The 21,555-nt window shown below is 57.8% G+C and carries 22 protein-coding genes; 11 read left to right on the plus strand and 11 right to left on the minus strand.

All coding sequences use genetic code 11. From position 1 onward, the window contains the following. Together cstA and NUX24_RS00010 are read left to right on the plus strand one after the other, a co-directional pair. A partial coding sequence (gene cstA, locus NUX24_RS00005) for a pyruvate/proton symporter CstA (protein WP_257829077.1) occupies positions 1–1,670 on the plus strand: 1,670 nt, incomplete at its 5' end. A gap of 96 nt (positions 1,671–1,766) precedes the next feature. Beyond that, positions 1,767–1,964: a YbdD/YjiX family protein gene (locus NUX24_RS00010; RefSeq protein ID WP_006809671.1), complete on the plus strand. Its 198-nt coding sequence runs from the start codon at positions 1,767–1,769 to the stop codon at positions 1,962–1,964. Here the strand turns inward: NUX24_RS00010 and NUX24_RS00015 are convergent. The 4 genes from NUX24_RS00015 to NUX24_RS00030 all read right to left on the minus strand — a co-directional run bounded on the left by NUX24_RS00015 (position 1,961) and on the right by NUX24_RS00030 (position 4,715). Next, on the minus strand, positions 1,961–2,365 hold the full coding sequence (locus tag NUX24_RS00015) for a helix-turn-helix domain-containing protein (protein WP_047650548.1): 405 nt from the start codon (positions 2,363–2,365) through the stop codon (positions 1,961–1,963). The genes NUX24_RS00010 and NUX24_RS00015 overlap by 4 nt on opposite strands. Further along, positions 2,337–2,642, minus strand: a complete 306-nt coding sequence (locus tag NUX24_RS00020) for a type II toxin-antitoxin system RelE/ParE family toxin (protein WP_126329025.1) — start codon at positions 2,640–2,642, stop codon at positions 2,337–2,339. Before NUX24_RS00020 ends, NUX24_RS00015 begins: the two co-directional genes overlap by 29 nt. 183 nt (positions 2,643–2,825) lie before the next feature. Further along, positions 2,826–3,569, minus strand: coding sequence for an SDR family NAD(P)-dependent oxidoreductase (locus NUX24_RS00025; RefSeq protein ID WP_032638782.1), 744 nt, complete (start codon positions 3,567–3,569; stop codon positions 2,826–2,828). A gap of 57 nt (positions 3,570–3,626) precedes the next feature. Continuing rightward, complete coding sequence (locus NUX24_RS00030) at positions 3,627–4,715, minus strand: oxidoreductase (RefSeq protein ID WP_257829086.1); 1,089 nt, start codon at positions 4,713–4,715, stop codon at positions 3,627–3,629. Positions 4,716–4,874: 159 nt separating this feature from the next. Between NUX24_RS00030 and NUX24_RS00035 the strand changes: the two genes are divergently transcribed. Genes NUX24_RS00035 through NUX24_RS00050 form a run of 4 tightly spaced genes read left to right on the plus strand, consistent with a single transcriptional unit; the run spans position 4,875 to position 9,691 of the window. After that, positions 4,875–6,377, plus strand: a complete 1,503-nt coding sequence (locus tag NUX24_RS00035; RefSeq protein WP_257829088.1) for a sugar ABC transporter ATP-binding protein — start codon at positions 4,875–4,877, stop codon at positions 6,375–6,377. Further along, the gene (locus NUX24_RS00040; RefSeq protein ID WP_023334863.1) at positions 6,374–7,369 is read left to right on the plus strand and encodes an ABC transporter permease; all 996 of its coding nucleotides are present in this window, start codon (positions 6,374–6,376) and stop codon (positions 7,367–7,369) included. The genes NUX24_RS00035 and NUX24_RS00040 overlap by 4 nt, the downstream gene beginning before the upstream one ends. A gap of 19 nt (positions 7,370–7,388) precedes the next feature. After that, positions 7,389–8,453, plus strand: a complete 1,065-nt coding sequence (locus NUX24_RS00045; protein WP_047650553.1) for a sugar ABC transporter substrate-binding protein — start codon at positions 7,389–7,391, stop codon at positions 8,451–8,453. Further along, positions 8,450–9,691 (plus strand): LVIVD repeat-containing protein, encoded by a 1,242-nt coding sequence (locus NUX24_RS00050; RefSeq protein WP_257829091.1) that lies wholly within the window; start codon positions 8,450–8,452, stop codon positions 9,689–9,691. Before NUX24_RS00045 ends, NUX24_RS00050 begins: the two co-directional genes overlap by 4 nt. A gap of 49 nt (positions 9,692–9,740) precedes the next feature. Here NUX24_RS00050 and mtnK read toward each other — a convergent pair whose 3' ends face one another. Then, positions 9,741–10,940, minus strand: coding sequence for an S-methyl-5-thioribose kinase (gene mtnK, locus NUX24_RS00055; protein WP_257829094.1), 1,200 nt, complete (start codon positions 10,938–10,940; stop codon positions 9,741–9,743). Positions 10,941–11,044: 104 nt separating this feature from the next. Here mtnK and mtnA point away from each other — a divergent pair, with 104 nt between their 5' ends. Both mtnA and NUX24_RS00065 read left to right on the plus strand, forming a co-directional pair. After that, a complete protein-coding gene (mtnA, locus tag NUX24_RS00060; protein WP_257829096.1) occupies positions 11,045–12,061 on the plus strand; it encodes an S-methyl-5-thioribose-1-phosphate isomerase in 1,017 nt (338 codons plus the stop codon). Positions 12,062–12,103: 42 nt separating this feature from the next. After that, on the plus strand, positions 12,104–12,574 hold the full coding sequence (locus NUX24_RS00065) for an SRPBCC family protein (protein ID WP_257829097.1): 471 nt from the start codon (positions 12,104–12,106) through the stop codon (positions 12,572–12,574). 53 nt (positions 12,575–12,627) lie between these two features. Here the strand turns inward: NUX24_RS00065 and NUX24_RS00070 are convergent, their stop codons facing one another. Genes NUX24_RS00070 through NUX24_RS00080 form a run of 3 tightly spaced genes read right to left on the minus strand, consistent with a single transcriptional unit; the run spans position 12,628 to position 14,467 of the window. Further along, positions 12,628–13,170, minus strand: coding sequence for an acireductone dioxygenase (locus tag NUX24_RS00070; protein WP_193804848.1), 543 nt, complete (start codon positions 13,168–13,170; stop codon positions 12,628–12,630). After that, the gene (gene mtnC / locus NUX24_RS00075; protein WP_008501009.1) at positions 13,167–13,856 is read right to left on the minus strand and encodes an acireductone synthase; all 690 of its coding nucleotides are present in this window, start codon (positions 13,854–13,856) and stop codon (positions 13,167–13,169) included. The genes NUX24_RS00070 and mtnC overlap by 4 nt, the downstream gene beginning before the upstream one ends. After that, on the minus strand, positions 13,853–14,467 hold the full coding sequence (locus tag NUX24_RS00080; protein WP_033144913.1) for a methylthioribulose 1-phosphate dehydratase: 615 nt from the start codon (positions 14,465–14,467) through the stop codon (positions 13,853–13,855). The genes mtnC and NUX24_RS00080 overlap by 4 nt, the downstream gene beginning before the upstream one ends. Positions 14,468–14,589: 122 nt before the next feature. Between NUX24_RS00080 and NUX24_RS00085 the strand changes: the two genes are divergently transcribed. Further along, a complete protein-coding gene (locus NUX24_RS00085) occupies positions 14,590–15,750 on the plus strand; it encodes a pyridoxal phosphate-dependent aminotransferase (protein WP_257829106.1) in 1,161 nt (386 codons plus the stop codon). Here NUX24_RS00085 and NUX24_RS00090 read toward each other — a convergent pair whose 3' ends face one another. The 3 genes from NUX24_RS00090 to NUX24_RS00100 form a co-directional block, all read right to left on the minus strand. Then, positions 15,751–16,377: a ParB/RepB/Spo0J family partition protein gene (locus NUX24_RS00090; protein WP_257829109.1), complete on the minus strand. Its 627-nt coding sequence runs from the start codon at positions 16,375–16,377 to the stop codon at positions 15,751–15,753. It lies immediately after the preceding gene. Then, on the minus strand, positions 16,362–17,585 hold the full coding sequence (locus tag NUX24_RS00095; RefSeq protein ID WP_126329015.1) for a phosphoadenosine phosphosulfate reductase: 1,224 nt from the start codon (positions 17,583–17,585) through the stop codon (positions 16,362–16,364). Before NUX24_RS00095 ends, NUX24_RS00090 begins: the two co-directional genes overlap by 16 nt. Before the next feature lie 172 nt (positions 17,586–17,757). Then, entirely contained in the window at positions 17,758–18,657 is a 900-nt protein-coding gene (locus NUX24_RS00100) for a LysR family transcriptional regulator (RefSeq protein WP_257829113.1), read from the minus strand. A gap of 624 nt (positions 18,658–19,281) precedes the next feature. On the opposite strand from NUX24_RS00100, the gene ahpC reads away from it, so the two are divergent. After that, positions 19,282–19,845, plus strand: coding sequence for an alkyl hydroperoxide reductase subunit C (gene ahpC / locus NUX24_RS00105; protein ID WP_008501015.1), 564 nt, complete (start codon positions 19,282–19,284; stop codon positions 19,843–19,845). 127 nt (positions 19,846–19,972) lie between these two features. Next, the gene (gene ahpF, locus NUX24_RS00110) at positions 19,973–21,538 is read left to right on the plus strand and encodes an alkyl hydroperoxide reductase subunit F (RefSeq protein ID WP_047650564.1); all 1,566 of its coding nucleotides are present in this window, start codon (positions 19,973–19,975) and stop codon (positions 21,536–21,538) included. The last annotated feature ends 17 nt before the right edge of the window (positions 21,539–21,555 follow it).

The following is a 21,555-nucleotide window of genomic DNA, read 5'->3' on the forward strand; positions in this document are numbered from 1 at the left end:
CGCTGGGTGGGCTGGTGAAAGAGGAGATGGGGGCAACCGCCGGGGTGATTGCGCTGGTGGCGACCTTTATGATCATGGTGATCATCCTCGCGGTGCTGGCGATGATCGTGGTGAAAGCGCTGACCCACAGCCCGTGGGGGACCTATACCGTTGCCTTCACCATTCCGCTGGCGCTGTTTATGGGGATCTATATTCGCTACCTGCGCCCGGGCCGCATTGGTGAGGTGTCGGTAATTGGCCTGGTGTTCCTGGTGTTCGCCATTATCTCCGGCGGCTGGGTGGCGGAAAGCCCGACCTGGGCGCCGTTCTTCGACTTTACCGGCGTCCAGCTGACCTGGATGCTGGTGGGCTACGGCTTTGTGGCGGCGGTGCTGCCGGTATGGCTGCTGCTGGCTCCGCGTGACTATCTCTCTACGTTCCTGAAAATCGGCACCATCGTCGGGCTGGCGATCGGCATTCTGATTATGCGCCCGACCCTGACCATGCCTGCGTTAACCAAATTCATCGACGGTACCGGCCCGGTCTGGACCGGAAATCTGTTCCCGTTCCTGTTTATCACCATCGCCTGCGGCGCGGTGTCGGGCTTCCACGCGCTGATCGCCTCCGGGACCACGCCGAAGATGCTGGCGAATGAAAATCAGGCCTGCCTGATCGGCTACGGCGGCATGCTGATGGAATCCTTTGTCGCCATCATGGCGCTGGTCTCTGCCTGTATCATCGACCCGGGCGTGTATTTCGCGATGAACAGCCCGATGGCGGTACTGGCACCGGCTGGCACCGTTGACGTGGTGGCGTCCGCCGCGCAGGTGGTGAGCGGCTGGGGCTTTGCGATTACTCCTGATACGTTGACGAGCATCGCCAGTGAAGTGGGCGAGCAGTCGATTATCTCCCGTGCGGGCGGGGCGCCGACGCTGGCGGTCGGCATGGCGTATATTCTTCACGGCGCGCTGGGCGGGCTGATGGACGTGTCGTTCTGGTATCACTTCGCCATCCTGTTCGAGGCGCTGTTTATCCTGACGGCGGTGGATGCGGGAACCCGTGCGGCGCGCTTTATGCTGCAGGACCTGCTGGGGGTGATCTCCCCGAACCTGAAGCGTACCGATTCGCTCCCGGCTAACCTGCTGGCGACGGCGCTGTGCGTGCTGGCGTGGGGCTATTTCCTGCACCAGGGCGTGGTCGATCCGCTGGGCGGAATTAACACCCTGTGGCCGCTGTTTGGTATCGCCAACCAGATGCTGGCGGGCATGGCGCTGATGCTCTGCGCGGTGGTGCTGTTCAAGATGAAGCGCCAGCGTTACGCCTGGGTGGCACTGGTGCCAACCGCGTGGCTGCTGATCTGTACCCTGACGGCGGGCTGGCAGAAAGCCTTCAGCCCGGACAACAAGGTGGGCTTCCTGGCGATCGCCAACAAGTTCCAGGCGATGATCGACAGCGGTAAGATCCCGGCGCAGTACACCGAGTCGCAGCTGTCGCAGCTGGTGTTTAACAACCGTCTGGATGCCGGGCTGACCATCTTCTTTATGGTGGTGGTCGTGGTGCTGGCGTTGTATTCTCTCAAGACCGCGCTGGCGGCGTTGAAAAACGATAAGCCAACGGCGAAAGAGACGCCGTACGAGCCGATGCCTGAAAACCTGGAAGAGATTGTGACCCAGGCGAAAGGGGCGCATTAACCTGTGTGCCGGGTGGCGGCTTCGCCTTACCCGGCCTGCATTTCTTCTCGGCCCTCTCCCTCCGGGAGAGGGCCGGAAACAAAAGAGAAACTGATTATGTTCGACACCCTTTCCAAAGCAGGTAAGTACCTGGGCCAGGCCGCCAAAATGATGATTGGCGTGCCGGACTACGACAACTACGTCGAGCATATGCGCGTCAATCATCCGGACCAGACGCCAATGACCTACGAAGAATTTTTCCGCGACCGCCAGGATGCCCGCTACGGCGGCAAGGGCGGAGCGAAGTGCTGTTAACCCTCTTTCGGTAAATAGAGGCTGATCTGCTCCTGCTTGCAGCCGTAGATAGCCGCCAGCTTTTCACGGGTGCGCTTTTGCGGACGGGAGTCCAGCGCTTCCAGCTGTGACACGGCGGACTGGGTGATGCCGAGTTTTTCAGCTACCTCCTGCTGGGATAATCCGCGCAGGATACGCCACGCGGCCTGCAGGCTGACGTTCTGCCATGTCATGATGCTGCATACTTCTCCCGGCAATTCCACGTCATCCAGACTATCGTGTTCGACTTCAATATCCTCCAGATCGTCGTCGGTTTCGTCGTCAATTTCTGCCATCTGTAAGAGCATACGAAAATATTCGTGATAGGGAATAACGACGTACTGCGTTTTCCCGTTATCGTCCTTGATTAGCTGTACAGCCATAGTTGGCACTCTCCTCATGCAGGTAAGTCGTTGAAGTTCTGCGCTTGACGGCCAAAACATAACAATGGTCATCGGGATCGTCCCGAAGCGTATAGACGATACGGTAATCGCCTACGCGAAGCCGGAAATGATTTTCTGTCGTCGATATTTTTTTGATATCGGGCCGGGGAGCCGAGCGGTCATCCAGCTCAGCAAGCTTTACCTCAATGCGACGCTGATACCGCTCGTCAATCTTTGAAAACGCCTTCTTTGCACCATTTGACCAGACAATCTTCATCCGTACCTCCACTGTACGCCCACACAAAGTATAAGAAAATAATAAGGCTATTAGATAAATTCCGAATTTCTAATGGGGTACTGTAGAGCGGTGAAATAACCGGAGAAAGCGGCAAAACGCGAACCGTCGAGGGCGATCGGAAACGCCTCTGCCAGGCGACAGAGGCTTGCAGTGAGATTGCGATCAGGCGTTCAAACCGCCGTCCACGTCCAGACCGGTACCGGAGATCTGCCCGGCCGCCGGGCTGGCAAGGAAGGTTACCGCCGCCGCGACGTCTTCCGGCTGACCGTAATGACCCAACGCAATAAGCTGACGCTGAGAGTCAGCCTGTTCCCCGTCTTCCGGGTTCATATCGCTGTTGGTGGGCCCGGGATGTACCAGGTTAACGGTAATGCCGCGCGGCCCTAAATCACGGGCCAGCCCGCGGGTGAGGGAGTTCAGCGCCGATTTGGTCATCGAGTAAACGGCAATGCCCGGCTGCGCCACGCGGTTTGCCAGGCAGCTGCCTATATTGATGATGCGCCCGCCGTCGGACATGTGGACCAGCGCTTCCTGAATGGCGATCACCACGCCGCGGATGTTGACGTTGATAAGGGCGTCAATATCCGCCAGCGTCATGGACTCCAGCGGGCCGCCGCGCGCGATCCCGGCGTTGTTGACCAGAATGTCCAAGCCGCCAAGGGAACGCGCCGCATGGGTAACGGCATCCTGAATCGCCTGCGCGCTGGCGCTGTCGGCCTGCACGGCTTCGCCGTGTCGCCCCAGCGCCTTAATCTCATCGGCGACCGCCTGGGCCTTATCGGCAGATTTTTCATACGTAATAATCACATCCGCACCGGCGCGCGCCAGCGACAGGGCAATCGCACGACCCAACCCGCGGCTGGCACCGGTAACCAGCGCCTTTTTACCTGTTAAATCGATCTGCATGATGACCTCGTTACGAGAGTGGTAAGAATCATCATTAGGTATAGTCGGTCAGGGCAATTAACGGCTGAAGGATTCCACCTTCTCAAACGCGGCGCGCAGAACGTCAGGCGTTAACGTAACAGGTAAATAGTGAATCGACTCCACCGGGCGCAGGGTGTGGGCGATGACCCGATCCAGCTCGTCGCGGTTATTGATGTCGACGTCCAGCTCGCGAAGCGTGGTCGGCAGGTTAAAACGCTGGTACGCCGCGACCAGCTGTGCCAGCACGTCGTCCTGGCCGAGCAGGGCGCTTTGCACCAGAATGCCGTAGGCCACCTTGGTGCCGTGCAGGTATTTTTCCGTCTGCGGCAGCACGGTTAAGCCGTTGTGCACCGCATGCGCCGCCGCCACGCGGGTATAGCGTTCGCCCAGGCCACCGACCATCCCGCCGCCGGCGATAATCGCATCCACCACGTCCCGGAACGCCTGCGTCTGTTCGCCGCGCTGCTGGTCGGCCAGCGCCTCTTCGCTGCGCGCCAGCAGCACGTCGCGGATCGCCAGCGCGCCGTTGATGCCCAGCCGCACGGTCAGCGGCAGGTTCTCCGGCTCAGGTGCCAATACCACGGCTTCGTACCACTTCGCCAGCGTATCGCCGATGCCCGCCAGCAGATATTCCGCCGGGGCGTTAAGGACGATCTGCGGCTCCACCAGCACCAGGAAGTTGGCGTCGTCGAAGATCTCAAAATGCAGCGCCTGACCGGCATCGTTGTACCAGACGGAGAGCGGGGTCCACGCCGCACAGGTAGCGGCAATAGTGGGGATGCCCACGAACGGCACCCCTAAGCGGCGCGCCACGGCCTTGACGGTGTCCATCACCGCGCCGCCGCCGACGCCAATCACCAGGCTGGCGTCGCTGCCGGATTCATTCACCAGATGGGTGACGTCGCGCTCGCTGCAGTGGCCTTTAAACAGCAGGCGTTTCGCCCCCGGCGCGTTAAAGCTCTCCGGCAGGAAAGGGCGCGCGCCTTCGATAGCGCGCTCGCCGTAAATCCACACCGCGCGGGAAAGCTGCTCCGGGGTAAAGAAGTTATCCAGCTGCGCAAGGCTTCCGGGATGAGAGAAGTAGTTCGCCGGGCCGGGCACGACGCGGATATCGGTGTTGCTCATGATGGTGTCCTTTTTGCGGAAGCGCTAACCCGATGTTATGTCTGGACATCCGGATGGCTAATAATATTTCGCTTTAACTTATGCCTTTTCCGTCGTTGTCAGTCAACCGGAGCTGTGAAAAATTCGATAAATCAGAAGAGTAATGAAGGATTTACGCGGATGGTTTCCAGTCGCCTTGAGATGCGCGGTATCAGCCTGGCCTTTTCCGGCTTTCAGGCGCTGTCGCGCGTGAATTTCACCTTAACCGGCGGGTCCGTACACGCGCTGACCGGCGCCAACGGCGCGGGGAAATCGACCCTGATGGCGGTGCTGTGCGGCACGCACGACCACTATGAGGGCGAGATCAGCATTAACAACCAGCCGGTGAGCATCCGTGAACCGCTCGATGCCAAACGGCTGGGGATCCACCTTGTGCAACAGGAAGTGGACGTAGCGCTGATCCCGGGGTTAAGCATCGCTGAGAACATCATGCTCGACCAGCTGGCGCAGCCGGGGCATCGCTTCAGCTGGCGCGCGATCCGCCAGCAGGCGAGACAGGCGCTGGCGCAGCTCGACGTGACGCTGGACGTTCGCCGTTCCATCGACGGCTGTTCGCTGGCCGAAAAGCAGCAGATTTTGCTGGCGCGGGCGCTGTCCCACCACTGCCGTTTTTTGATTCTTGATGAACCTACCGCGCCGCTGGACGCGCATGAGAGCGAGCGCCTGTTTGCGGTAGTGAGACGTTTAAAGCAGCAGGGCATCGGCGTGGTGTTTATCTCCCACCGCATTCACGAGCTGAAGGCCATCTGCGACACCCTGACGGTGCTGCGCGACGGCAAGCTGATCGAGTCCGGCCCGATGGCCGATCTCAGCGGTGAAGCGATCGTCGAGAAGATGCTCGGACACGTGCTGAGCGATATCTATCCGCCCGCGCGTCCGCCGCACGGCGACGAGACGCTGCTGCGGGTGGAAGGTCTGCACGATGACGCGCTGCTGAAAGATATCTCCCTGCACCTGCGCAAAGGCGAAATTCTCGGGATTGCCGGGCTGGCGGGCGCGGGAAAAACTGAACTCTGCAAGGCGCTTTTTGGCGCCAGCAAAAGCCGCGTGGCGCGCGGTGAGCTGAATCATCAATCCTGGCAGCCGCGCGATCCGGTGGATTCCGTGCTGCGCGGTCTGGCGCTGGTGCCGGAGGAGCGGCGCAAAGAGGGCATTTTTATCGACGAGCCGGTGAGCATGAACCTGGCGGTCACGGCAGATAACAGCTTTTCGCGCTGGAGCCTGTTCGGCCATCGTCAGGCGTGGCGCTGGGCGGAAGAGGTGATTGCCCGCGTCGGCGTGCGTACGCGCGGGCCAGGGCAGGTGCTGCGCCGTCTGTCTGGCGGCAACCAGCAGAAGGTCGCCATCGGCAAATGGCTGCGCAATGACGCCAGCGTGCTGATATTCGACGAGCCGACCAAAGGCGTGGACGTGAAGGCCAAAACCGATCTGTTCCAGCTGATTGACGGCCTGGCGCGCGAGGGCAAAGGGGTGATTTACGCCTCGGGCGAGTTTGCCGAGCTGGTCGGGCTATGCGACCGCATCTGCGTGCTGTGGGACGGGCGCATCGTGGCGGAAATCGCCGGGGCCGAGGCCCGCGAAGAGACACTACTTTATTATTCAACCGGAGGAACGGCGTCGTGAGCAAGGCCCTTTCAGTGAACGCGGCGGCGTCTGGCCGCCAGCAGATTTTCGATTTTCTCTACAGGTGGGGCATGCTGTTAACCGTCGTCGCGCTGGTGGCCGTCTTTGGCCTGGCGTCGGACAGCTTCCTCGATCCGAACAACATCATCAATATTCTGCGCTCGATTGCCATCGTGACGGTGATTGCCATTGGCGTGTCGATTTCGTTGACCATCGGCGGGTTCGATCTGTCGGTCGGATCGACCGCCTCGCTGGCGAACGCGCTGGTGATTTCGCTTTTCGTCTGGCACGGCTTTGGTACCACCGAGTCGATTCTGATCACCCTCGCGCTCTGCACGCTGGTGGGGCTGTTTAACGCTTTTCTGATCGTCATCCTGCGTATTCCGGACATGCTGGCGACGCTTGCCAGCCTGTTTGTGATCCAGGGCGTGGCGATGACTTACAGCTACGGCGGGTCGATTACCGAGAATATGGTGCTGCCGAGCGGCGACATGGCGGAAGGGACCATTCCGGCGGCGTTCAGCCTGCTGGGGCAGGTGCCGACCATCGTGATCGTCATGCTGGTGGTGACCGTTCTGGCGCAGCTGGGGCTGTCGCTGACCACGCACGGGCGCCGGATGTACGCGATCGGCGGCAACCCCGAAGCCGCGCGTCTCTCCGGCATTCGCACCACGCGCTACAAGGTGGCGGCCTACGTGATTGCCTCTCTGCTGGCGGGACTGGGCGGGATTTTGCTGGCTTCGCGCATCGGTTCGTCGCAGGTGAATGCGGGCGGCGGCTACCTGATGGATGCGGTGGCGGCGGCGTGGATTGGCTTCTCGCTGGCCGGATCCGGCAAGCCGAACGCGCTGGGAACCCTGGTCGGGGCGGTGATTCTCGGCGTGCTGTCGAACGGGCTGGTGATGCTCTCCGTGCCGTATTACGCCATGGACATTATAAAAGGGCTGGTGCTCGCGGTAGCGCTGGCGATTACCTACATACAAAAACGCTGACAACACAACGGGATAAAAAATGAAAAAGATTGCACTCTCTTTGGTGGCATTAGGGTTATTCACTGCTCTGCCTGGCTTCGCGGCTACGCCCGCACCGCTTCCGGCGGCCATTGCGAACCATGACGGCCCGATCCGCATCGCGGTGATCCGTAACCTCGGCTCAGACGACAACACCACGCAGTTTATTGCCGGGGCAATTCAGGAAGGGAAAAAGCTCGGCTTTAAGGTCAGCACCTTTTTAAGCAACGGGGACGACGCCAAATTCCAGGACTTTGTGAACCAGGCGATCAGCCAGAAGTATGACGGGATTATCCTGTCCCAGGGGCGCGATCCTTACTCCACCGCGCTGGTAAAGAAAGCGGTGGATGCCGGTATCAAAGTCTCCGTCTTTGATACCGCGGTTAACGGCGAGATCCCGGGCGTGACCGTCACGCAGCAGGACGATGCCTCCCTGACGAACCTCTCCTTCGGCCAGCTGGCGAAAGATTTCAACGGCAAGGCCAATATCGTCAAGCTGTGGGTGGCGGGCTTCCCGCCGATGGAGCGTCGTCAGGCGGCCTATAAAGAGCTGCAAAAGCAGTATCCGGACATCAAAGAGCTGGAGTCTATCGGCGCCGTCTCCTCTGACGTGCAGGGCGATACCGCCAACAAGGTGGGCGCGATCCTGGCGAAATACCCGAAAGGCAAAATCGACGCCATCTGGGGAACCTGGGACGCCTTCAGCCAGGGCGCGTATAAGGCTCTGAAAGAGAACGGCCGCACCGAGATCAAGCTCTACAGCATCGACATTTCCAACCAGGATCTGCAGCTGATGCGCGAGCCGGGCAGCGCGTGGAAGGTGAGCGTGGCGGTGGATCCGAAGCTGATTGGCGCGACGAACGTGCGTCTGGTGGCGAACAAGATTGCCGGGGAAGCGACGCCTGCGACCTACGATTTTAAGGCGGCGGCTATTCCTCAGGCGCTGCTGACCGCCCAGCCGGGCCCGGTGAACGTGGCGTCGCTGGGGAAAATCATTCCGGGCTGGGGCCAGACGGAAGATTTTATCGCGCCGTGGTTTGCGACGCTGGAAGCGAAAAATAAATGAGCGTGCTCCCTACGCCTGAATACAGCCGCAACATGCGGCTGATTGGCCATAGCGATCAGGGCGGTCGCCCGGATGGCGTGCAGTTGATGGTGCATCGCGGTTTCGCCTGGATCGGCCATATGGTGTCGCAGGGCTTTTCGATTGTGGACGTGCGCGACCCGAAAAACCCGAAAGCGGCGGGCTACGTGCCCGCGCCGCCCGGCACCTGGAACGTGCACCTGCAGGCGCATGACGACCTGCTGCTGGTAATTAACGCTCGGGATCTGTTTGCCGATGCCCGCTTTGCCGACGAGAAGGTCTATTACACCCGCCAGGTGGGGGAGACCGTCAGCGACGTGCAGGACAAAGGCTGGAGCGCCGGACTTCGCGTGTTTGATATTTCCACGCCCGACAGGCCGCGCGAAATCGGCTTTCTGTCGCTGAGCGGCATCGGCATTCACCGCATCTGGTACGTCGGCGGACGCTGGGCCTACGTTTCAGCGCTGATTGACGGCTTTACCGACTACATCTTCCTGACCATCGATCTGGCCGATCCGCGTAAGCCCGAAGTGGCGGGGCGCTGGTGGCTGCCGGGGATGAACCAGGCCGAAGGGGAGAAGCCGAACTGGCCGGAAGGGAAACGCTACGCGCTGCACCACGCGATTATCGCGGGCGATACCGCCTACGGCAGCTGGCGCGACGGCGGCCTGACGCTGCTGGACGTGAAGGACCGCACCCGGCCGAAGCTGATTAGCCACCGCAACTGGAGTCCACCGTTTGGCGGCGGGACGCACACCGCGCTGCCGCTGCCGGACCGCGATCTGCTGGTGGTGCTGGACGAAGCGGTGCTGGATAACCAGGAGGACGGCGTAAAGCTGATCTGGCTGTTTGATATCCGCGAGCCGTCGAACCCGGTCAGCATCTCGACCTTCCCGCAGCCGGATGAAACCGACTACGTGGCGAAAGGGGCGCATTTTGGCCCGCATAACCTGCACGAGAACCGGCCGGGGAGCTTTGTCAGCTCGACGCTGATTTTTGCGACCTATCAGAACGCGGGCGTGCGGGCGTATGACATTTCCAATCCGTATCGACCGGTGGAAACCGGGGCACTGGTGCCCGCCGCGCCGGAGAGAATGATGGACACGCGGCCGAATCGCCCGCAGGTGATCCAGTCGTGCGACGTGTTTGTGGATGCGCAGGGGATTATTTACAGCACGGATTATAACGGCGGGCTGTCGGTGATTGAGTATCTGGGGTGAGTGCGGTTTTCTCCCTCTCCCACGGGGAGAGGGAGAAAACCAAATGCACTCAGCTGTACTGACGCACCCGTGCCACCAGATCTTCGGCGCTGTCGATGCGGTCGGCAATGACAATCAGCGCTTTGCCGAGCGTTATTGCGTGGCGCAGGCACTCGTGGCGCATCGCCTCGTCCTGTATGGTGTCGATATCCGCGACGTGGGAAAGCCCGACGCTGCGGCGAATGAGCTCGGTGCCGCAGAAGCCGATGGCGTCATGCCAGACCTTTTTCAGGAACGCGGAGGCATAGCCCGGCGCGCCGAGCGCGGCGTCGCGCGCTTTCTCGTTTGCCAGCGCCTGGAAGCGTTCCGCGAAGGTGTTCCATAGCTCCTGAATATCGGTCAGGCGCTGCTCGCGCGCGGCAGCGGCATCGCGAATGCCCAGGTGCCCCGGCAGGCCGCAGAAGTTCAGCAGCAGGTTGCCGATGGCGGTGCCGACGTCAAAGCCAATCGGGCCAAAGTAGCCGAACTCGGCGTCGATGGCCTTCAGGCTGCCGTCGGCCACAAAAATCGAGCCGCTGTGAATATCGCCGTGCAGGAGCGCTTCGGCGTGCGAGAAGAAGCGGTGCTTCAGGGAGGCCACGGCAATTTTTAGCTGGGCGTCGTCGCGCAGGGCCGCGACTTCACTTTCCAGCTCGGCCGGGTAGCTGTTGCGCTCGTGGATCTGGTACGGATCGTTGAAGAACAGATCTTCGGTGATCTCGCACATCTCCGGGTTGATGAATTTCGCTACCTGCGCTTTTTTGGCGTGCGGGTGTAGATAGAAATCGCTGGTGTGGAACAGCGCGTGCGCGAGGTATTCGCCCAGCTGCTGCGCCGCCTGCGGGTAGTAGATGTTGTTGATCAGCTCGCCGCGCCAGATGCGATGGCTGGAGAGATCTTCCATCACCATCACCGCCAGCTCCGGGTCAAAGTGGTGGATTTTCACGGTGTGCTGCGGGCTGTGCTGGTAGTGCTCGACCAGTGTTTGCGCTTCAAGGCGGGCGCGGTCCAGCGTCAGCGGCCAGGATTCGCCGACGCAGCGGACGTAGGGCAGCGCCTGCTTAACGACGATGCGGCTTACGCCCGCGCTGTCGAAAATTTTAAAGACCAGATTGAGGTTGCCGTCGCCTACTTCCTGCGCCTCTACCAGCGATGAAGGATCGTCAAGTCCGCCAAACTGCCTGGCATACTCCACGGCGTCCTGAGCGGTAAAGGTACGGTATTGCGACATGGCCAGCTCCTCACGAGTTTTCTAATTAAGACATGTAGACGTCTATACATCTGGATTTCATCCTGACACAATGTGCTACAACAACGCAACAGGGAATTAACGACATGCAGACATTACAGACGACCAGCCTGCGGGTGGCGGATAATCAGCTCTTTATTCTCGATCAGCAGGCGCTTCCGCAGGAGAAATGCTGGCTGGATGCCTCGACGGTCGAGGCGCTGGTCGGGCATATCCACGCCCTGCGCGTGCGCGGCGCGCCGCTGATTGGTCTCTCTGCAAGCCTGCTGCTGGCGCTGCTGGCGGAAAACGGCAAAAGCCGCGACGAGCTGGCGGCGGCGCTGGAAACCCTGCGCGCCTCCCGCCCGACGGCGGTGAACCTGATGAACAATCTCGACCGCATGAAGATTGCGCTGTGGCAGGAAGAGTATGTTCCGGCGCTGGTGGCCGAAGCGCTGCGCCTGATTGACGAAGACAAACGGCTTTGCGACGCGATTGCCAAAGCCGGCAGCGCGCTGGTGAAGCCCGGCAGCCGCCTGCTGACCCACTGCAATACCGGCGGGCTGGCAACGGCGGGCGTCGGCACCGCATTGGGCGTGATTGCCCGCGCGCATCAGGAGGGTAACGTCAGCAACGTCTGGGTGGATGAAACCCGTCCGCTGCTGCAGGGCGGCAGATTGACCGCGTGGGAGCTTGGCGAGCTGGGCGTGCCGTATCAGCTGATTACCGATTCCATGGCCGCCAGCCTGATGGCAAAAGGGCAGGTGGACGCCGTGTGGGTGGGCGCAGATCGTATTGCCGCCAACGGCGACGTGGCGAACAAGATCGGCACCTATTCTCTGGCGGTGCTGGCGAAATTCCACGGCATTCCGTTCTACGTGGCCGCGCCGCAAACGACCCTCGATCCGGACTGCCCGAACGGTGACGCGATCCCGATTGAGCAGCGCGCCGCCAGCGAGGTGACGGGCGTGGCCGGAAGCTTTGGCGCGGTGCAGTGGGCGCCGGAAAACGCGCAGGTTTATAACCCGGCGTTTGACGTTACGCCTGCCTCACTCATTAGCGGCTGGGTGCTGGATACGGGCGTGGTCACGCCGGAAGCGGTGGCAAACGGGAAATTCGCCTGAGTCCGGCTATCCTTTAATGGGTTCCCTTAAGAGGACACTATCGTGACGCTGGATCCTGAAACTGACTTAAAACTGGAGCGCGTGGTGGATGCCCCGCGCGACCTGCTGTGGCTGTGCTGGACCACGCCGGAACACATCAAAAACTTCTTCATTCCTGCTCCCCACAAGGTGACCGAATGCGACCTCAACCTGCGCGTGGGCGGGCGGTTCAACACCGTGTTTGAGGTTGACGGTCAGCGGATGGATAATCGGGGCGTATTTCTTGAAATCGATCCGGGTCAAAAGCTGGTCTTTACCGACGGCTATACCGAAGGCTGGAAACCGGCCGAGAAGCCGTTTATGACGGCGATCCTGCTGCTGGAAGATGTGGGTGAGGGCAAGACCCGCTACACGGCGATTGCGCGTCATCCGACGAAGGAAATCCGCGAGCAGCATGAGCAGATGGGCTTCCACGAAGGGTGGGGGATTGTGCTGGATCAACTGGTGGGGTACGCAAAAGGGCTTAACGCGTAGCGCGCGCTGATGCCCTCACCCTGACCCTCTCCCACAGGGAGAGGGAGAAAAGATTATGCTAACCGTGGATACGCATCCGCGATGGCATCGCCCGTAAACTGCGCCACCCAGCCTTCCGGGTTATCGAAAATACGGATCGCCGTAAAGTTCGGTTCCGAGCCCATATCAAACCAGTGCGGCGTGCCCGCGGGAACGGAAATCAGGTCGTTTTTCTCGCACAGTACCTGAAACACCTCATCGCCAATGTGCAGGCAGAACAGCCCCGCGCCTTCCACGAAGAAGCGCACTTCGTCTTCGCCGTGGGTGTGTTCGTTCAGGAACTTCGCGCGCAGCGCCTCTTTCTGCGGGTTGTCGGCGCGCAGGCTGATCACGTCCCAGCTCTGATAGCCTTTCTCTGCCACCAGTTTGTCGATCGCATGCTGATACGCCTCGATCACGGCTTCAGGTGCGGGATCGTGTCCTAAATCGCGATCCGCAGCCCAGCGTTCAAACCGCACGCCTTTAGCGTTGAGCTGCTGGGCGATCTCGGCGGCATCGGTGCTGTGCCACTGGTGTTGACTGGCGTCTTTATCGGAATAAATGGTCAATGCGCTCATGAAGGGATCTGCTCCGGATTAATCTCGTCAAACTGGTGGACCTGATGGTGATGGCTTGCGCCGTCATCATCACCGCGAATCAGCTGCAGGGTGCGAAAACCTGCCTGTTCAGCCGCGTCCAGCTCCTGATGAATATCGGACAGGAACAGGATCTGCGACGGGGCGATGCCCGTTTGCGCCGCAATGTTCTGATAGGACTGCACCTCGCGCTTGGCGCCGATGTGGGTATCAAAATAGCCGCTGAACAGATGAGTAATATCACCTTCGTCGCTGTAGCCAAATAACAGTTTCTGCGCGGCGACGGAGCCAGAGGAATAAACATAGAGATCAATCCCTTGCGCTTTCCATTTTTCCAGCGCAGGCAGTACGTCCGGGTAGAGGTGGCCGGTAAAGTCGCCGTTCACGTAGCCGTCATGCCAGATGATCCCCTGCAGGGCTTTGAGCGCCGTGGATTTGCGGTCCTCATCCATAAAGGCAAACAGGGCGTCGATAAGCTCGCTGACGCTGGCGTGCGGGTTAGCGATTTCATCACGCAGGTTGTCCAGAATGGATTTGACCGGCTCGGCGTACTGCTGCGCGGTCACGAAGGCCGCCAGCCGCTCACGCGCGTAGGGGAACAAAACATCATGGACAAAACGGATATCGCTGGTGGTCCCTTCAATATCCGTCACAATCGCGCGAATCATACTCTCTCCAGTTGTCGTAAACGCATTTCGCATTCAAATAAGAATTCTAATCCTTCCAGATGACGCCGGGCCTCGGCCACGTCGCGTCCCCAGCAGGTTAAGCCATGACCGCGCAGAAGAAAACCATAATTAAGCGGGCGTTCCTGTGCGTAATGGGCGATTCGGGAGGCGAGGGCGTCGATATCCTGGTCGTTATCAAAGACCGGGATAGCCACCGTATCCAGATGCGTGGTCTGCCCGGTGAGGGATTTTTGCATCTCAAAACCGCTGATGTTGAGCTCGGCTTCTTTGACCAGACGCGACAACACCGTGGCGTTGACGGTATGAACGTGCAGGACGGCGTTGGCTTCCGGGAACAGGCGATAAATCAGCGTGTGAAGACCGGTTTCCGCCGACGGCCTGCGGCCAGACGGCGCGCGGTTGGTGGCAATTTCAACCTGCAGAAAGTCCGCCGTTGTCAGGCTGCCTTTGTCTTTGCCGGATTCGCTGAGCCAGCAGAGGCGTTCGTCCTGACGCACCGACATATTGCCGCCGGTGGCGGGCGCCCAGCCTTTGGCGCCAATCCAGCGGCAGGCGTCGACAAGATGTGTGAGTTGCAGGTTGTCTGTCATTTCCTTTTACCCTCGCGGCCAGGAATATTTATATGGTTTAGACGTCTAAGCGTCTTGATTGCCAAAGACTAACATCGTGTTATAGTGGCAGCAACATAAGTATTACAAGCAGGCACAACACAATGAGCAATAACGCATTGATTCCGAAGAGTAAACTTCCCAATCTTGGTACTACCATCTTTACGCAGATGAGCGCTCTGGCGCAGCAGCACAACGCCATTAACCTTTCTCAGGGCTTTCCGGATTTCGACGGCCCGACCTATCTGCAGGAGCGCCTGGCGTACCACGTGGCGCAGGGAGCGAATCAGTATGCGCCGATGACGGGCGTGCAGGCGCTGCGGGAAGCCATTGCGGATAAAACGGCGGAGCTGTACGGCCATAAGCCCGATGCGAACAGCGATATTACGGTGACGGCAGGGGCGACCGAAGCGCTCTATGCGGCCATCACCGCGCTGGTGCGTACGGGCGATGAAGTCATCTGCTTTGATCCGAGCTACGACAGCTATGCGCCTGCGGTTGAACTCTCCGGCGGCGTGGTGAAGCGCGTGGCGCTTCAGCCGCCGCATTTTCGCCCCGACTGGCAGGCGTTTGCTGCGCTGCTGAGCGATAAAACCCGCCTGGTGATCCTGAATACTCCGCACAACCCGTCGGCGACGGCGTGGCAAAAGGCCGATTTCGCCGCGCTGTGGCAGGCGATTGCGGAACGTGAAATATACGTGTTAAGCGATGAAGTCTACGAGCACATCTGCTTTGCTGAAGAGGGACACGCCAGCGTGCTGGCCCATCCGCAGCTTCGCGAGCGCGCCGTCGCCGTCTCGTCATTCGGTAAGACCTACCATATGACCGGCTGGAAAGTAGGCTACTGCGTCGCACCGGCGGCTATCAGCGCCGAGCTGCGCAAGGTGCACCAGTACCTGACCTTTGCCGTGAACACGCCGGCTCAGCTGGCGCTGGCGGATATGCTGCGCGCCGAGCCGGAGCACTATCGCGAGCTGCCGCACTTCTATCGTGAACGTCGGGATCTGTTTGTGACGGCGCTAAGCAAAAGCCGTCTGGAAATTTTGCCCTCAGAAGGGACCTATTTCCTGCTCGCCGACTACAGCGCGATATCGGATCTGGACGACGTGAGTTTCTGCCAGTGGCTGACGAAAGAGGTGGGCGTGGCCGCCATTCCACTGTCGGTATTCTGCGCCGATCCCTTCCCGCATAAGCTGATTCGTCTTTGCTTTGCGAAGCAGGAATCGACGCTGCTGGCGGCGGCAGAGCGTCTTAACACGCTCTGATTATTTCACCGTCCAGGCTTCTGAGTAACGGCGGTCTGCAAACAGCTCCAGCAGACCGTTGATTTGCTTGAGGCGCAAGACTTCATCGCCGTCCATTCCCAGCTCCTTGCTTATTCTCTCGTCATTCCAGCCGAGCTGCACCAGCTCGCGAACGATCTCCGACATGGCGTTAATTTGGTGTCGACCCCGCGCCCGGTTGTGACGAATAGTGGCAGCCATACGGTCATGTTTATCCTGTCGGTCCTGGCGCAGGAAGGTGACGGGGAGATACCCCTTGAGCTGATGCTTCAACGCCGCCCGATTTTTACCGATTTCATGGCGATGAAAACCATCCACAATTTCGTAGTGTTGCGGTTTACTTTCTGTCACAACGATAGGTTGGGTGAATCCATCGAGCTCCAGCGACTTACTGAGCAGCCGTTTTTCTGGTGGCGCAACGTTATTGGGGTTGTAGTCGTTAGCGGTAATAGCGTCTTGTTTGATCCAGAGGACGCAGTCTATCGGTTGCTCACGAAACGGACTGTGTTGATGGATCGCCTCACGAAAAGCATTTATGGTGTTAATGCGATCCTCTTCGGGAAGTGACTCAAGGTACGTTTCTATCTCGTTGATTAGTCTTTGTCGCATAATATGCCCCACTCCTTGCGTTTCGCCTTCACTCTGTCGCTGTAGCGCTGATAATGTTTGGGTTTGTTTGGGCTGAACGATAGCGCCCTGCACCAGTAGTCGTTATTAAGGAGAACCTTACAAATACGGCGCCATGAGGGAATATCTTTGGCACCGATATCACCGTCCTGGGTATCGGGAATATCCTCCAGGCCTCTCTTCTGATACCAGTGCAGATAAATGGCGATTTTATTGCGGTAATGCTCAGCCGTATGTTGCGGCATGCTGTCGAGGAGCAGCATGGCATATTCCCGCCAGCACAGATGTTCGGGTTTCAGAATTTTTCGGTGACCATAAAAATGGTTATCGTGTCCGGCGTACATCCCCCCGCTGCGCGCACCGCTCACGCGCTCACACATGGCCGCCCAGCGATCGGGTTCAACAACGTGGTAAAGCCATAATCCCTGGCGCTGCTCCGGGCCAAAAGGTTCACAAATACGCATGTAGCGTAGCGGCACGCCAGCCTGAAACATCAGGTCATAGAGCGGGTTATAGCAACATCCCGATTTGGCGAACCAGGTCCATATATCGGCGGTTTTCCAGTCGTAGAGAGGGTAGATATACCAGGCATGTCCTCCCGGAGCGACGGTGGTCCAGGGCTTATCGTCGGCAAACCGCTGCTTGCGCGCCGACGCGATAGCCAGAAAACGGTTGTAAGACTCATCGGCGCGGATGCCAATCAGAACTGCTGCCGGGCGATTGCGAGAGAACCAGTCGGAGAAACTGCGGACAAAGGTTTCAAACGTCATGCCTGGCTGGTAGAAGGGAAAAAAAGCGGGATCGGTTATCGCATCGTCAGGTGGCTGGCGGACCCATCGGTTGCCGGGTTCCCAGCATTGCCATTCCGGCTGGAATTGCGAAAGTGAATTTTGCGTTGTCAGGGGAAGCGCGATCCACCAGAAATGGTCGATGACATCGCTGTACAGCTCGCGCATATGTTCCACATGGGTAATGGTATGGGAAAACTGCGCTTCCCAGTCGATAAAGAGCACATCTATTTTAATGTTCATCAGTCGCGCCTGTCGGGCAACCAGATGCAGCATGACGGTGGAGTCTTTACCACCTGAAAAAGAGACACAGGTTCTGGGTAAATTTTCGAGAGTCCATTTTATTCGCTCCCGGGCAGCAGTAAGTACATCCTGATTTATAGGGTATTTATAAAGTGACATGCTTATTCTCATCCTGAGGGATAAATACCTGACTGTAGCGTCAATACTAGAGAGCGGATTATAACAGTCAATCATTAATTGGATATGTAACGGATATGTCGCGTAATTTTATAACGGTGGTGAATGTTTTAACGGTGTGGTTCCCATTTTTTGCGAGAACCACAGAAATATCTCACGGTAAGGATATTTCTTCAATAAAGCTCGCGAATGCCGAGCTATTGAGCGCGGAACGATTGTACATCAGGTAAATATCAATACTGGGTAATTGAGTATCTGTTTCCACTTTGCGCAGGTTGAGGGCTGGCCCATATTGTTCGAAGGCCGGTGCGGGCACTAATCCTATGAGGTCGGACGAACCGATCGCCGACAGAAGGGATATAAAAGAGTCGCTACGATAGACGATATTTCTTTCGAATAACAGGTTATCGGCCTTTTCCTGATAGCCTTTGAAGTTGTTCTCATCGTTCAGCCAGGCGGTGAAGTTTTCATTCAGAATCTCTTCACGCGTAGGATTTTCGCTGAGACGGGGATGACCCTCCCGACAAACGAGAACGAAAGGAAGCTTATGGTAGAGGCTACAGGCGATAGAGTGACTGTTCGAAGAAGAAAACGAAAATATCAGGTCGGCTCTTCGGTAGGCTAAGAGATCTTCCGCAGAATCAGGAGAAAGAAAAACATCATGCAATTCAATTGAATAGTTATGGTTGTCCATGAGCAGTTTTATAGGGTCAAGCGTTGCTTTCGTACTCATAAAATGCGGGCAATAAATGACAAAGTTCTTCTTCAACCCGCTGCTGTGCATGATATTGATAGTCTGCTCCAGCTGGTTCAGGTTTTGTTCCAGATGATGATGCAAATTGACGCCGACGGTCGTGGGCGTGATCCCTTTACCGGAACGAATAAACAGAGGATCGTTAAGTTGTCCTCTCAGACGTTGCAGTGACTGGCTTACGGCAGAGGGGGTGATATACAGCGTCTCGGCGGCTTTACTGATACTAAGGTGTTGGTAAATGCACTCGAAAATGACTAACAGATTAAGATCGAATTTTTTAAGGTCATAGAGGTTTGCCATGTTTCGTCCTGAGGGTACTGCGTTTGCTGTGGTTATCATATAACTGATAACAATAGTTTGAGGCTAACCATTTATAACTCTTTTGGTTAGCTCTCTTAGTTTTAAATTAAAATCATCTTAATATATCACGGTGGCACATTATTGAAATGGCGCGTCAAAAGCGATTGAGATGATTTTATCTTAGAAAAAGGGTGCGATCATTTTAAATGACAATTGTCATTTATATATTGCGATGGTTTTATAATAAAAATCAATTGATAGCGCTCCGGAATGATGTTCGACACAACCTATCACAGCCATAGGCAGGAATGCCTCTCTTATGGATTGCTCAATCCCTGCGCGGGTGGTGTAATCAAACGGCTGTTACCGCCTTGATATAAAGGGTTGTAGAGCGCAACGCAACGCCAGTTTCGGCTGGCACTGAATGTACCTGCGGGGAATTCAGGTATCAGGGCCGCCCGTTGAGGCGGCCTTTTTACTTTCAGGCTTTCCTGTAAAAGGTTCACCTTGTTGTCTTGTCGACGTTGTAAGGTTTGGCTGATTGATTTGATAAAGCATACGCATTAGCCCCGATGAATAAAGTTGGTTACCTTACATCTCAACGAAAACACGGAGGAAGTACAGATGTCTTTGATTAATACCAAAATTAAACCTTTCAAAAACCAGGCGTTCAAAAACGGTGAGTTCATCGAAGTTACCGAGAAAGATACCGAAGGCCGCTGGAGCGTCTTCTTCTTCTATCCGGCTGACTTTACCTTCGTTTGCCCGACTGAACTGGGTGACGTTGCAGACCATTACGACGAACTGCAGAAGCTGGGCGTAGACGTTTACTCTGTCTCTACCGATACCCACTTCACCCACAAAGCATGGCACAGCAGCTCTGAAACCATCGCGAAAATCAAATACGCGATGATCGGCGACCCGACTGGCGCCCTGACCCGTAACTTCGACAACATGCGTGAAGATGAAGGCCTGGCTGACCGCGCCACCTTCGTTGTTGACCCGCAGGGCATTATCCAGGCTATCGAAGTTACCGCTGAAGGTATCGGCCGTGATGCTTCTGACCTGCTGCGTAAAGTGAAAGCCGCTCAGTACGTGGCTTCTCACCCAGGCGAAGTGTGCCCGGCGAAATGGAAAGAAGGCGAAGCAACGCTGGCTCCATCCTTAGATCTGGTTGGTAAAATCTAAGTTTTGCCCATCCGACAATCAATGGGCGCACCCGCGCCCATTTCATTCCAGCACCATGATGCAAGTTGCATTCAGGCCGCCCGTATAAGGCAGCTTGCATGATGACGTCTTAAGAGAGGGAAGAACAATGCTCGACACTAACATGAAAACCCAGCTCAAGGCCTACCTTGAGAAACTGACCAAACCCGTTGAGCTGATTGCCACGCTGGACGACAGCGCAAAATCGGCAGAGATCAAGGAACTGCTGGCGGAGATCGCCGAGCTGTCGCCGAAAGTGACCTTCAAAGAAGACAACGCGCTGCCGGTCCGTAAGCCCTCTTTCCTGATTACCAATCCAGGCTCCGATCAGGGACCGCGCTTTGCCGGCTCGCCTCTGGGTCACGAATTTACTTCACTGGTGCTGGCACTGCTGTGGACCGGTGGTCATCCGTCAAAAGAAGCGCAGGCGCTGCTGGAGCAGATCCGCGATATCGACGGCGATTTTGAGTTTGAAACCTATTACTCGCTCTCCTGCCACAACTGCCCGGACGTGGTGCAGGCGCTGAACCTGATGTCGGTCCTGAACCCGCGCATCAAGCACACGGCGATTGACGGCGGTACCTTCCAGAATGAAATCACCGATCGCAACGTGATGGGCGTTCCGGCGGTCTACATGAACGGCAAAGAGTTCGGCCAGGGGCGTATGACGCTGACCGAAATCGTTGCCAAAGTGGATACCGGTGCTGAAAAACGTGCGGCGGAAGCGCTGAACAAACGCGATGCCTACGACGTGCTGATCGTCGGTTCCGGCCCTGCGGGTGCGGCGGCAGCGGTGTACTCCGCGCGTAAAGGTATTCGTACCGGCCTGATGGGCGAACGCTTTGGTGGCCAGGTGCTCGATACCGTGGATATCGAAAACTACATCTCCGTACCGAAGACCGAAGGCCAGAAGCTGGCGGGGGCGCTGAAGGCGCACGTCAGCGACTATGACGTAGACGTTATCGACAGCCAGAGCGCCAGCAAGCTGGTTCCGGCCGCAGTAGAGGGTGGTTTACACCAGATTGAAACCGCGTCCGGCGCGGTGCTGAAAGCGCGCAGCATTATCATTGCCACCGGTGCGAAATGGCGCAACATGAACGTCCCGGGCGAAGATCAGTACCGCACCAAAGGCGTGACCTACTGTCCGCACTGCGACGGCCCGCTGTTTAAAGGTAAACGCGTGGCGGTGATCGGCGGCGGTAACTCCGGCGTGGAAGCGGCTATCGACCTGGCGGGGATTGTTGAGCACGTTACCCTTCTGGAGTTCGCTCCAGAGATGAAGGCCGACCAGGTACTGCAGGATAAAGTTCGCAGCCTGAAAAACGTCGATATCGTACTGAACGCGCAGACCACGGAAGTGAAGGGCGACGGCAGCAAAGTGACGGGCCTGGAATACCGCGACCGCGTGAGCGGCGACGTGCACAGCGTTCAGCTGTCTGGGATCTTCGTGCAGATTGGTCTGCTGCCAAATACCACCTGGCTGGAAGGGGCTATTGAGCGCAACCGCATGGGCGAAATCATCATCGATGCGAAGTGTGAAACCAGCGTGAAAGGCGTGTTTGCGGCGGGCGACTGCACCACCGTGCCGTACAAACAGATCATTATCGCCACGGGCGAAGGGGCGAAGGCGTCTCTGAGTTCGTTTGACTATCTGATTCGCACCAAAACCGCATAATAGAAGAAAGTAAGGCT

The organism is Enterobacter sp. HG048 (assembly GCF_024702055.1).
Taxonomy (GTDB): Bacteria; Pseudomonadota; Gammaproteobacteria; order Enterobacterales; family Enterobacteriaceae; genus Enterobacter; species Enterobacter dykesii.

Coding starts and splice junctions, on each gene's coding strand:
- NUX24_RS00010 (WP_006809671.1), top strand. CDS start 1,767: ATGTTCGACACCCTTTCCAAAGCAGGTAAGTACCTGGGCCAGGCCGCC.
- NUX24_RS00015 (WP_047650548.1), bottom strand. CDS start 2,365: ATGGCTGTACAGCTAATCAAGGACGATAACGGGAAAACGCAGTACGTC.
- NUX24_RS00020 (WP_126329025.1), bottom strand. CDS start 2,642: ATGAAGATTGTCTGGTCAAATGGTGCAAAGAAGGCGTTTTCAAAGATT.
- NUX24_RS00025 (WP_032638782.1), bottom strand. CDS start 3,569: ATGCAGATCGATTTAACAGGTAAAAAGGCGCTGGTTACCGGTGCCAGC.
- NUX24_RS00030 (WP_257829086.1), bottom strand. CDS start 4,715: ATGAGCAACACCGATATCCGCGTCGTGCCCGGCCCGGCGAACTACTTC.
- NUX24_RS00035 (WP_257829088.1), top strand. CDS start 4,875: ATGGTTTCCAGTCGCCTTGAGATGCGCGGTATCAGCCTGGCCTTTTCC.
- NUX24_RS00045 (WP_047650553.1), top strand. CDS start 7,389: ATGAAAAAGATTGCACTCTCTTTGGTGGCATTAGGGTTATTCACTGCT.
- NUX24_RS00050 (WP_257829091.1), top strand. CDS start 8,450: ATGAGCGTGCTCCCTACGCCTGAATACAGCCGCAACATGCGGCTGATT.
- mtnK (WP_257829094.1), bottom strand. CDS start 10,940: ATGTCGCAATACCGTACCTTTACCGCTCAGGACGCCGTGGAGTATGCC.
- mtnA (WP_257829096.1), top strand. CDS start 11,045: ATGCAGACATTACAGACGACCAGCCTGCGGGTGGCGGATAATCAGCTC.
- NUX24_RS00070 (WP_193804848.1), bottom strand. CDS start 13,170: ATGAGCGCATTGACCATTTATTCCGATAAAGACGCCAGTCAACACCAG.
- mtnC (WP_008501009.1), bottom strand. CDS start 13,856: ATGATTCGCGCGATTGTGACGGATATTGAAGGGACCACCAGCGATATC.
- NUX24_RS00080 (WP_033144913.1), bottom strand. CDS start 14,467: ATGACAGACAACCTGCAACTCACACATCTTGTCGACGCCTGCCGCTGG.
- NUX24_RS00085 (WP_257829106.1), top strand. CDS start 14,590: ATGAGCAATAACGCATTGATTCCGAAGAGTAAACTTCCCAATCTTGGT.
- NUX24_RS00090 (WP_257829109.1), bottom strand. CDS start 16,377: ATGCGACAAAGACTAATCAACGAGATAGAAACGTACCTTGAGTCACTT.
- NUX24_RS00095 (WP_126329015.1), bottom strand. CDS start 17,585: ATGTCACTTTATAAATACCCTATAAATCAGGATGTACTTACTGCTGCC.
- NUX24_RS00100 (WP_257829113.1), bottom strand. CDS start 18,657: ATGGCAAACCTCTATGACCTTAAAAAATTCGATCTTAATCTGTTAGTC.
- ahpC (WP_008501015.1), top strand. CDS start 19,282: ATGTCTTTGATTAATACCAAAATTAAACCTTTCAAAAACCAGGCGTTC.
- ahpF (WP_047650564.1), top strand. CDS start 19,973: ATGCTCGACACTAACATGAAAACCCAGCTCAAGGCCTACCTTGAGAAA.